Here is a 12204-nt window from a genome sequence, read left to right on the forward strand (position 1 = left end):
GGCCCGCACTGTCTCAGACCCGCTGCAACGTGCGTTGCGTGCCTTCGGTCAACTGCCGTACCAGGCGGTTGTGTTCGTTGGCTTCCTCGTCGGCCAGTTGCTGGCGACGCTCCAGGTATTCATCCGAACGCCTGTCCAAAAACGCCTGATCCAACACGCTGACTTTGTAGGTGATGGTGTCCTTGACGGTGAAAAACGCCTCCGGCTCACTGCTGGCCAGGTACTCGATCCAGAACTGGGTGGCCACGATCGCCTCCTGCAACGCCGGTGACTGGCCGAGCCTGCGCAGGGTCCGGCGCGCGTCGTCGATCACTGCCGGCGTCACATAGTCATCCACGCTGTACAGCAGCTCCAGTGGATAAAACGGCAGGTTGAATTCCCGCGCCAGTTTACTGCGCAGGTAGATGGTCACCTCGGCGTGATCGACGTCCAGGTCGGCACGCTCGCGCGCAAGCACGAACTGGTCGGCAAAGTGATCGAGCTGATTGAGGTAGAAGCAACTCTTGGCCAGTTCCAGCAAGGCCCGGTCGGCCAGGTAGCTCCTGGGTTGCAGCTTGGCCTGGTGGATACGGTGATGCAGCTCCATGTTGGTAAAGGCCAGCAGCACGCTGTCGCCGCAATTGCCTGAACCATAGGTATTGAGGCAGATCGTGTTGCGCAGTTGCGTCGATTCGCTCATGGCGATCAGCAGGCTCCAGACCCGCTCGGTCAGCCGTGTTCTTGACGCGGGGCTGCGGTAGGCGTGGGTCCTCTTCAGGTCACGCAGTACCCGGAACACATCATCGGCACTTGCCGTTTCATTCGCCTTCAACTGCTCCCACAGTTGTTGGCGGGCGGCCACGTCCTGCGCCGCCACGCCGGTCAGCCAGGTATCGAGGTCGTTCGGCGCCGCCGGGGCATGGGCCGGTGTACGCAGTTGGCCACCCAGTCGGATACCCGTGGCAATCCGGTAGGCGTCGATGCTCTCCAGGGTCTCCACCGACAGCGGGTTTTCGTGCAGCAGGGTGTTGCGATTGGCGGTTTGCAGCCAGGGGTTGGTGAAGACTTCTTCGGGAACGGTAGTGATCCCGTTTGCCTGCAGGTGCAGCTCTGTAAGCACCGGCAGCGCGCTGGCCCCGATGGGCCATTGCGTGATGCCGGTGTTGGCCAGGCGCAGTGTATTCATCTGCAGCATCCGGCTGACATCCGGTGTGAGGGTCAGGTCCGGGTTGTCGTTCAGGTCGAGTTTTTGCAAGTTGACCATGTTTGCCAGGCGCTGCACGGCCTCTTCGGTCAAACGCAGGTCGTTGTCACTCAGGTCAAGGTGGGTGAGGGTGGTCATATCCGTGATCGCGCTGGGCAAGTCCGTGAGGCGACAGTCGACGCGCAATGCCTTGAGCTGGGCGAACTTACTGAGAAATTCCGCCCCCGTGGCAGGGAACGTGTTGCCGGAAATTCGCAGGTATTCAATGTGGCTGAAGCCGCTGGTACCCGTCAGGAAAGACCCCGGCGGCAGACCTTCATCGTCCAGTTGCAACTCCAGTGACGGCACGTTGAACAGGCCGGCGATATAGAACGTCGCGTTTTCGCGCCGCCATGCGCCCCGCAGTTGGTAGGCGATATGGCGTCGCCGGCCACGGTTCATGCCCAAGGGGTCGTTGAGTGCGTTGTCAGCCGGCAGCAAGGTTTCACTCCAGCGGGAAAGCTCCACATCCATGGCCTGGTACTCGGCCTGGCGGCGCTCCAGCTCGATCAGTATTTCCGGGTCCGTCATGTTCAACGACCGCAAGAAGCGCCGTGCGTCGTCGTTGTTGAAGCTGGGGTAAAGCTCCTGGGCCTTGGCCACCAGACTCGGCGGTCGGGGGCCGAAAAAAGACTGGATCTGGCGCCATAGCGGATACACCAGAAACGAACGGTCCAGCCCCATGGCCGGTTGCATCCAGGGCTGCAAGTGCGGGATGTCCAGCAGGCCCTTGATGTCCACGCGACGGGCGAAGGCCAGTTCGGCAAGCTGGTTGCGCAGGTCGGCGATACCGGCTTCGGTGTCCACTTCAAGGACGGCCTGCTCGGCGGCAGTCAAGGTGCTGAGAATGACCCGCAGCAGTCTGATCGAAGGCTGGCCCAAGGCTCGGCCCTGTTGGTCATAGGCTTGATAGCCGTGGGTGGTTCGGGCCACGGTCTTGCGTGATGAACCCACCAGGTAACCCGCCGTTTCCAGCAGGCGCCCCTCGTTGTCCCGTTCACGGATATCGATGCGCAGGCTCCGTGGCCAACCCGGCAGGGAACGCAGCAGGTACAAGGTGATCCGGTCGCTGTCGGCATTGGCGCAGGCGTCTGCATATAAGCCTTCGAAGGCGCGATTCAAGCGCAACTCGTGGCTACTCAGGCGCGCCTGTTCCGAAAGGCGCAGGCTCAACTGGTTTTTCTCGTGCAACTGCTTCAGCTCGCGTGGCGAGGCGTGGCCAAGAATGGCCTTGACCGTGCGGGTCGGCAGGTCTGGATGCCGGGTCTTGAAGCGGCGCTCTTGCTCGGTGCCTTCGGACTCGCTGCGTCGGTAAAGGGACTTGAGGATTTGGGCCCGCTCCCGGTCGGTGTACTCGACGATTTGCGTAATCAGCTCGACCCGGCGCTGTTCCGGGGTCTTCGGTAGCCGACCCAGCAGGCCCTGGACCACATCGTCGTGGGGGACGATGGCGTCCAGCAGCCTGGCGCTTTTGAACTGCGCATCGGTGACCTTCACGACCTGGTCGTTGGGCCGCCGATGCTCAGGGTATTGGTGGGTGACACGATCATTGCTGTCGACAATCTGCAGCACGTGGCTGTCGGGCCAGCCGGGCAGGCTGGAGATCACCAGCAATTGCAGGTCCGGACGCGCGGAAGGGGAGCCGGGGAACTCATACATTGCCTCGATGAACCGGTTGATTTCCTGGTCGATACGCAGGCGTTTGCAGGTATCGGCCAGCAGCGGCGGCGCCGCCCGGCCGCTGCGGTGTGCCTGGCGCAGCACGTGGGCCGGGGTGTCGGTCAGGGCGAGAAGGGTGCGGGCGGTATCCCGAGGGAATGCGTAGTGGTCGCCCCCAAGACGGTAGAGCAGGCTGTGGTCGTCCCACCCCATGGGATTCTCGCTGGACAGGCGCCAGGCGCCGTCGCCATTGTGCTCCAGGGTTGGGGTGTCGACGCCGATCTTTTGCGGGTGCTTGAGCCGCCACTTGAAGGTCCGCGTGTCATGGACAATCCGGTACCAGGAACCGAACAGGGGCAGATAGTGCTCGCCCCCAAGCGCGAAAATGCCCAGGGCATCCGGCCGCAGGTGGGTCGGCAGTGACAGCGTATGCTCGTACTGCGCCAGCGACCCGTCGGCCAGCCTCACAAAACCCTCCGGGCCGCGCTGGTTGCTCATGTAGTCGCCCAAGGTGACCCGCAGGCCCATGGTGTCGGAGGCACTGCGCATGCCCAATTGTTGCCGCTCATGGGGTTGCAGCACCGAGCTGATGGCCAGGTAGAAACTGTCCACCGCCGGCGATACCGCAATCGTGCCGGCATTGTGCATATCGTAGGCTTCATAGACGCCCTCGCCGTAGTGACGCAGCTCTACAGTGAGGTCGTCAGGACCGCTGCTGGCATACGGCTTGGCGATACGGCCGGCAACCACTTCGGTGATGACGAAATTGCGCTTGAGACTTCGGCGTATCAACGCCGAGGCAAACTCCCTGGCCCATTGATCGGCATCGTTGTTGAACTGGCGCGGGTGATACAGCGCGTCGATCGCGGCGTCGATACGCAGCGCGGTGCGATGGTTATCCAGCAGTTCGGCAAAGCCCGTCGGCAGTCCTCCTTCTCGTAAGTAGGCCTGCTGCTGGCGCGGGGTCAGCGGATGCTGGGCCAATAGACGCTCCAGCATGGCCGGTGACAGTGGGTTATTGAGGTCGCGCAATTTTTTCAGCAGTGGAGTGACGGCGACCGCCGGCGCTGAAGCCTTGAGTGGCAGGAAGCGGCGCACATTGGTGGGTGGCAATGGCTCATGTTTTTCATAACCGGCGTAATTCACCACGGCGGCGAACAATGCCAGGCGTTCGCGACGCGCGAGGGCGGCGACGTCGCGCCGTACCGCCATGATCCGCTGTTCAGGCGTGGCGTCGGGTTGATCCGTGAAGCCCAGTGGTGAGGTGCCCGGTTGCAGGCTGATGACCAGGCTCAACAGGGGGTCGGCCCGATAGGGCGGCTGGCCGTGATCGCCTTCGGCCTGGTAGCTGCCGTTAGCGCTGCGGATGATCGTGATCGTCGTCGAGCCGGGCATCGGCTGCTCGGTCTTGCCGAAGGTTGCGATCACCCTGCGTTGCGGGTCCTTGATGCTCAGCAGGGCGGCGCTGGGCCAATCGGGGAGCTGGGTCAGCAGGCATAACACCACGCTTTCGCCATAGGGAGGCAGGTAGCCGGCTTCATGAAAGCGATTGATGATGTGTTCGATCACCTGGTCGGCCTGCAGGCGTCGCACGCCTTCGATCAGGTTCAACGGTGCCGGTTCGCCGCGCCACACATGCTCCAGGGTATCGCGGGAGGTGGCCGTGCTGCGCAGTGTGCGTTCCAGATCGGCCTGGGCGATAACCGATGCATCGTTGGGCAGCATCTGCTGCAGCAGTTGGGTATCCGACAGGGCTTGGGTGTTGTGCAGGTCGAAGGTCCAGGCTTGCAGCGCCGGGTTGAAGATAATCGGCGGCTTGTACCCGCTGCTGCTGCGCTTGAGGCTGTAGCGCTGCGAGACCTGGTCGTGGACGACCTCTGCCACCAGGGTCTGGTTGTCATGGTGTAGCTTGACGTATTGCCGGTCTTGTACGGTGAACACGCACAGGGCGTCGGCGCGTTTACCCTCGAGCAGGTATTGCTGGCTGTGGGCGTAGGGGCGGGCGTCGGGTTTCCACAGTTCATCCACACCGTCGGGGCGCGTGACTTTGCGCGGGTTGCCCAGCCGGTGCAGGTGTTCGCGCATGCGCTGGCGATGGGCGCTGCCGGCAACGCTGATCAAGCGCCCGCTGATGGCCAGGTCGGCGACATCGCTCAGGGTCGAGGCGAAGCTGCTGGCATCGCCCTTGACCGCTTCATCCAGGCCTGCGCTGACGCTGTAGGTCATGCTGCCCAGTACTGCCAGTTGCATGACCCGGTTCATGCCCGTGACCCCGCCGGGCAGGGGTGTGAGCAGCAGTTGCAGGACTTCGGCGGCAATGGCGGCGGTGGCGTCCTTGACCGCTTGCCAATCGGCTTCGGAACGGCTGTTGGCCAGGGTGTCCAGATCGGCCTGGCAGCGTTGGATCTGGCGGTAAGTCAGGGCTTGCACCAGGGTGACGGCGGGGCCGGTATGCGGGTCGGTGGAGAAGCGCATATCGTTGAGCGTCCGCTCCGGGAACGCCGTGTGAAAGCCATCGTAAAGCCGCCCGGCCAGCCAGCTCATGCCCTCGGGGCGTGGCGCCTGGGTCAGCAACGACTGGAACACCGACAGCCCCACCAACGGCAGTTGCTGGGAAAACCAACCCAGGTCGCCTTGCTGGTGACTGTCCAGCAACTGCTGGCGAAAATCCGCCTCTGCCGCGCGCGCGTCGCTGTGGTGGCGCAACGCCCCGCCGGGGCGGAACGGAAAATAGGACAGCACGCCGAGGCTGGCCACCCTGATCAGCAGCAGCGGTACGGGAATCGCGCTTTCCCAGGGGACGAAAGGCACGGCGATGATGGGCGTGACGCCGGAGGTCAGGCTCAGGCTGTCGACCGGCAGTTGCGGCCCACTGCCTTCGAGCGATGCCGTAAGGCGGTCATACACCTCGCGGGTCAGGCCGTTGCGGGCGCGGTTGCGCCAGGCGTCGAGCACATCGAATTGCAACAGCGCCAGTACCGCCTCGCCCATCAGCCGGCGCAGCGTGCCTTTCTCACCGAGGGTGGCCTGGATTTTCACTTGCAGTTGGTGGCCCAGGTCCAGCTCGCGGGCAATGGCGATGAATGCCTGCGCCGTGAGGCTCAGATCACCGTCTTCGCCCACGACGCGGCTGGCGTCCACCAGGCTGTAGCCGGAGTCCTGGCGGATCGAAGTGGTGAAACCAAAATTCAGGCAGGCGGCTTCCCATAACGACAGGCTCTTGACGTGTTCGATGTCGCGCAGATCCCTATCGGAGCGACGGGGCACGCGGACGTGGCTGCCCGGCTGCCGGTCCCAGGGCAAGGGTTGCTCGACCTTTTCCAGGTAGGTGGTCTCGAAGCGATAGTGCTCCGGATCGCGCCCACCGATTCGGTTACGCAACTGCGCCAGGCCATCTGTCTTGAAGCTGCGTACCACCCGCTCCTTTTCGGCCTCAACCGCGGCCAGGGCCGCCAGGGCGTTGCGTTGCAAGCGCAGGAAACGTGGTTTTTCCTCGGCGTCCAGGCCCTCCAGGGCTTGCAGGACATTACGCTGGATCAGTGCCAGTGCCTGTTGCTGGGACCAGGCGGTACTTGATTGCAGATTGCCGGACAGGCCGTTGAGTAATTGATGAGTCGGCATGCGCTCTACCTTCACGATAAGTGGAAGGCAGATGGAACCATCGCGCATGCCGGCGCCGGGGCTATCTATTTAAAGGCCGGTGCATCGCCGCGCAGCGTCTGGTCCAGACGCTTGTTGAACTCCAGCCACGCCGCCAGCCCGGCCATCAGCGCCAGCCCCAGCAGTGCGCTGAAAATCTGCATAGGCCAGGCATCCTCGGCCTGGGCGTTGAGCATGTCTGCCAGCGGCGCCAGCAGCACGCCGAGGCAGAACACCTCCAGGGAGTAGCGGCCCATGCGGCAGCTTTGCTCGGCCAGCCAGTTTTGCGTCCAGCCGCGACCCGGCAACAGTTTGGCGGTGACATAGGCCAGGGCCAGGAAGTGCAGCAGGCGTAGCGGCGAAAGGTCGGTCTTGCTGATGGGGTAGATCAGGTCGCTGAGCCAGGACGGCATCACCGCGTCATGCACCTCGGGCCAGCGCCACGACAGCGTCAGCACACACGCCACCACGGTGTACACCGTCGCCGCCAGGAACAACGGCTGGCGCTTGAGCGGGCGCTGTTCCGGCGGGCGCGCTTGGCTGGCATGCAGCGCCGCCGCGCCACCGAGGATAAACAGGAACTGCCACGTCACCGGGTTGAAGTACCACACACCGTCGGCAATCGCGCGCAGGTTCCAGCCCATCCAGGGCGCCAGCAGATACACGGTCGCCGACGCGGCCACCACCAGCCAGGTCCTGCGCAACAGCAGCGGCAACACCAGCGGCAATCCGGCAAGCAGCACGATATACAGCGGCAGCGGGTCCATCAGGTTGGGTTTGAAGCGCAGCAGCAACTCATCGGTCAGGGCCTGTTGCGGGTGGGTGACGAAGTGCGTCAGGCCCATCTCCTCGACCAGGTCGCGGGTTTCCACATGGCTGTTGGCGAAGAACACGATGCCCATCAGCATCGCCAGCAGGAAGATATGCACCACGTACAACACCCAGGCGCGGCGCAGGATTTTCAGTGCGGCAATCCAGTAGCCGTCACGTTGCAGGATCTTGCCGTAGGCCAGGACGGCGGCGTAACCCGCGAGGAATACAAAGACCTCCGCCGCATCGCTGAAGCCGAAATTTCGCAGGGTGATCTGGCCGAGAGGATTGTGGGGGACGTGATCCCAGAAAATGAAGATCAACGCCAGGCCCCGAAAAAAATCGATGCGTGGGTCGCGTCCGTTCAGCATGGCAGCGGGCTCTTGAACAAAAGGTTTAGTAATGACAGGCGAACGCGCGCGTCGTCGTACGCCGCACGTCGGGCGGGCGCAGGTTGGCGTTATTTGTAAGTAATTGCAAAGGTTGGGTATTACTGAATGTCTCTAGGCATCAATGATCACCAGTAGCCCGGCGATTGCAGCGAAGTCCAGTAACGGCATGTGAATCTCCTTGCTTCAACGATGCCGTCGGTGGTCCGGTTCAGCGGGGAAAGGGTGGGCTAGAACGCATTCATCAACAGTACTGTGCACGGCTTGGCTTGGTGCTCGTTGATCTGCGGCACCAGCCGGGTGAAGTGTTCGGTCCGGCAATGGGTGTCGAGCGCGGCCTGGTCGGGCCATTGCTCGATGAAAATGAAGTGCCCTGGGTCTTTCTGATCGACAAACAGATCGTACGAAATGCACAGCGGTTCCTGGCGGGTTTTTTCCACCAGTTCGGCGTACCAGGGGCGCACGGTGTCGAGGTATTCGGGTTTGATGAAATCTTCGGCGATGACTTTCAACACGATCTGGGTCCTTTAAGCAGCGTCGACTTCATGGGGCTCAAAACTGTCCGCCCGCGCCATTTGCCACATGCGTGAATAAAACTCGCCAGTGACCTCGCCGGTGAGCAATTCGCCAGGCTTGAGGAACACATGCAACTGCGAGAACAGCTTGATCTCGGTCGCCGACATGCGCCGTACCAAGTGTTTGGCCGACAGCTGCGACGGATGGTCCAAACCTGCCGCCGCGAGCATCTCGGCCAGGGCCTTGAGGGTGTTGCGGTGGAAGTTGAACACGCGCTGGGCCTTGTCCGGTACCACCAGGGCGCGTTGGCGCAATGGGTCCTGGGTGGCGACGCCGGTCGGGCATTTGTTGGTGTGACAGCTTTGGGACTGAATGCAGCCGATGGCGAACATGAAGCCACGCGCCGAGTTGGCCCAGTCGGCGCCGATGGCCAGCACGCTGGCGATGTCGAAGGCGCTGACGATCTTGCCGCTGGCACCGAGCTTGATCTTGTCGCGCAGGTTCAGGCCCACCAGGGTGTTGTGCACGAACAACAGGCCTTCGCGCAGCGGCACGCCGATATGGTCGGTGAACTCCACGGGCGCCGCGCCAGTACCGCCTTCCTTGCCGTCCACCACGATAAAGTCCGGGAGGATGCCGGTTTCGAGCATGGCCTTGGCAATGCCCATGAACTCCCACGGGTGGCCCAGGCAGAACTTGAAGCCCACCGGCTTGCCGCCGGACAGTTCGCGCAGTTGCGCGATGAACTGCATCAACTCGACAGGGGTAGAGAAGGCGCTGTGACGCGACGGCGAGATGCAGTCTTCGCCCATCATGATGCCGCGCGTTTCGGCAATCTCTTTAGTCACCTTGTGCTTGGGCAGGATGCCGCCGTGGCCGGGTTTTGCGCCCTGGCTCATCTTGATTTCGATCATGCGCACCTGCGGGTTTTGCGCCTGCACCGCAAAGCGCTCCGGGTCGAAGCGGCCGTCGCTGGTGCGGCAGCCGAAGTAGCCGCTGCCCAATTCCCAGGTCAGGTCGCCGCCGTTTTCGCGGTGATAGGGGCTGATGCTGCCTTCGCCGGTGTCATGGGCGAAATTGCCGAGCTTGGCGCCCTGGTTGAGTGCGCGGATCGCATTGGCGCTCAACGAGCCAAAGCTCATCGCCGAGATATTGAACACCGACGCCGAATACGGCTGCGTGCATTGCGGACCACCGACCATCACGCGAAAGGCACTGGGGTCGCTCAGCGGCGCGGGGCGCATGGAGTGGCCGATAAATTCGAAACCCAGTTGGTACACATCGATTAGGGTGCCGAAGGGTTTGTCGGCCGTTTCGTTCTTGGCGCGCGAATACACCAGCGAGCGTTGCGAGCGCGAGAAGGGCAGGGCGTCGCTGTCGGACTCCAGCAGGTACTGGCGGATTTCCGGGCGGATGGCTTCTACCAGGTAACGGATATTGCCCAGGATCGGGTAGTTGCGGCGCACCGCGTGGGGGCTTTGCAACAGGTCGAAAATACCGATCAGGCTCAACACACCGGTGACCAGGGTGATGGGCCACAGCCATTCGTGTTGGATAAAGGGTAGGCTGGCGAGGGTGAAAATGACGCACACGGCAAAGAAGGCGTAACGGCTTAGCAAGGACAGGCTCATACGGTTTCCTTGGGTTCGGACTCTCAGGTCGATCCGGCATTCTGCGCCAGTAACGAAACGCCAGACAACCTGCAGGTGTGCTCAGTTTGATCCCCGTGATGGGACAGACTGGCCCGAAATAGACAATGCGCGGCTATCGGTCAGTTCAAACCGGGCCTGGTTTTCGGTGGTCGAATCTGCCCCGACGAAGACGGTGAACGTGCCGGCCTCAACCACCGGCGAAAAATCGCGGTCCAGCAGGGCGAAGTCCTCTTGATCAAGGGTAAAGGTCAGGTCCCGAGCCTCGCCGGGCGCCAAGTGCACTTTGCGAAAGCCGCGTAATTGGCGAACCGGGCGGGTCACGCTGGCGACATCATCGCGCAGGTACAACTGCACGATTTCGTCGCCTGAGCGCGCTCCGGTATTGGTGACGGTGACCGTTACGGCCAGCGCTTGGGTGGACGCCAGCCGCTGTGCGCTGAGCCGCGGCGGGGAGTAGCTGAACGAGGTGTAGCTGAGGCCGAAGCCGAAGGGGTACAGCGGCGCCCAGTGCTCATCGATGTAGCCGGAGACATACCTCTCATCGCCGCTGGGCGGACGACCGGTGCGCTTGTGCGCGTAGTAGAGGGGGATCTGCCCCACGCTGCGCGGGAACGTGATCGGCAGTTTGCCGCTGGGGTTGACGTCACCGAACAGGATATCGGCCACGGCATTGCCCATCTCACTGCCCAGGAACCAGGTTTCCATCAGCGCCGGCGCCTGGCGCACGGTCTGCGAGAGCACCAACGGGCGGCCATTCATCAGCAGGATGACCACGGGTTTGCCGCTGTCCAGCAGGGTACGCAACAGCGTCTCCTGGCCACCCGGCAAGCCCAGATTCGCGCGACTGCGGGCTTCGCCGCTCTGATCTGCGTGCTCGCCAAGTACGGCGACCACCACCTCGGCAGCGCGGGCGGCCTGCTGGAGCTCGATAAGGTTCTGAGTCTCGTTGCTGATGGGCGAAGCGCCGGGCAGGTAAACCACCTCAGTGTCAGGCGCGACAGCGCGGCGTATGCCCTGCAAGACCGTGATCGAATCTTCGGGATGACCCGCCGAGGCCCATGGGCCGATCGTGGCCTCGGCATCCGTGGCCAGGCTGCCGACCACCAGCACGTTACGCAGGTGCTTGGACAGCGGCAGCAGGGCATCGGTGTTTTTCAACAAGACAATCGACTTCTGCGCGGCCTCGCGCGCCAGTGCCCGGTGCTGCGGTGTCAGCACATTGGCCTGTTGCCGTGCCTCGTCGCTGTAGCGGTAGGGATCTTCAAGCAGTCCCAGGCGCTGCTTGGCCTGGAGTACGCGGCGCACCGCATCGTCCACGGCGGCCAGGGGAACCTGGTCATTGCGCACCAGCGTGGGCAGGTATTGGCGGTAAGTCTGGCTGGCCATGTCGATGTCCACGCCGGCGTTGAACGCCAGCCTTGCCCGGTCGGCCGGAGCGCCGGCGATGCCGTGCCGGCTCAGCTCCCAGAGGGCGTTGAAGTCACTGACAATGAGGCCACGGAACTGCCACTGATTGCGCAGCACACCGGTCAACAAGGCGCTGTTGCTGTGCAGGGGTGTCCCGGCCAGCTCGTTGAACGCGGGCATGATCCCATCGACGCCAGCTGCTACAGCCGCCTGGAAAGGCGGCAAATACACTTCCCGCAACGTGCGTTCCGACACGTCAGCGACGTTGTAGTCGCGCCCGCCTTCGGCCGCGCCGTAGGTCACGAAGTGTTTCGCGGTCGCCAGCATAAATGAGGGGGCTGGAGGCCCGGGACCATGGAATCCCAGCACTTTAGCGCTGGCCAGCGCCGCGCCCAGGAACGGATCTTCGCCGGTACCTTCCACCACGCGACCCCAGCGCGGGTCGCGGGCAATGTCGACCATCGGGGCGAAGGTCCAATGCACGCCGCTGGCCGTCGCTTCAACGGCCGCCGCGCGAGCGGTCCGTTGTGCCAGGTCGGGGTCCCAGGCCGCGGCTTCTGCCAGCGGCACGGGAAATACGGTACGAAAACCGTGAATCACATCGAACGCAAACAACAGCGGTATATGCAGGCGCGAACGCGTGACGACCTGTTCCTGCAACCGGCGAGTCCGCTCGAAACCGTAGACGCCGAGGACCGAACCAACGGTGTGCATGGGCAGTTGCGTCAGTTCGCCCTGGTCAATGACGGGGCCGGTAGGCGTGTCCTGGACGCCGAGTTGGTTGAGCTGGCCAACTTTTTCTTCGAGTGTCATCTGCTGCAACAAGCGCTCGACGGGATCTTGCTCGCCCGCGTGAAGGGCGCGGCCGCTGATACTGAACGCCAGGTACAACAGTGCCAATGTGCTGCAG

General features: G+C 63.1%; 5 protein-coding genes. All 5 read right to left on the reverse strand.

Features of this window, described 5'->3' with window-relative positions:
• Nucleotides 1-13: 13 nt before the first annotated feature.
• Nucleotides 14-6502, reverse strand: coding sequence for an NEL-type E3 ubiquitin ligase domain-containing protein (locus tag M2397_RS02200; protein WP_259242201.1), 6489 nt, complete (start codon nt 6500-6502; stop codon nt 14-16).
• 65 nt (nt 6503-6567) lie between these two features.
• Nucleotides 6568-7701 (reverse strand): OpgC family protein, encoded by a 1134-nt coding sequence (locus M2397_RS02205; protein WP_259242202.1) that lies wholly within the window; start codon nt 7699-7701, stop codon nt 6568-6570.
• 248 nt (nt 7702-7949) lie between these two features.
• On the reverse strand, nt 7950-8234 hold the full coding sequence (locus M2397_RS02210; protein ID WP_131697407.1) for a putative quinol monooxygenase: 285 nt from the start codon (nt 8232-8234) through the stop codon (nt 7950-7952).
• 12 nt (nt 8235-8246) lie between these two features.
• A complete protein-coding gene (locus tag M2397_RS02215) occupies nt 8247-9866 on the reverse strand; it encodes an FMN-binding glutamate synthase family protein (protein ID WP_167654799.1) in 1620 nt (539 codons plus the stop codon).
• An 81-nt stretch (nt 9867-9947) separates the two neighbouring features.
• Nucleotides 9948-12194: a glycoside hydrolase family 3 N-terminal domain-containing protein gene (locus M2397_RS02220; RefSeq protein ID WP_259242203.1), complete on the reverse strand. Its 2247-nt coding sequence runs from the start codon at nt 12192-12194 to the stop codon at nt 9948-9950.
• Nucleotides 12195-12204 lie beyond the last annotated feature (10 nt).

The sequence above is a fragment of the Pseudomonas sp. BIGb0381 genome, assembly GCF_024809815.1.
Taxonomy (GTDB): Bacteria; Pseudomonadota; Gammaproteobacteria; order Pseudomonadales; family Pseudomonadaceae; genus Aquipseudomonas.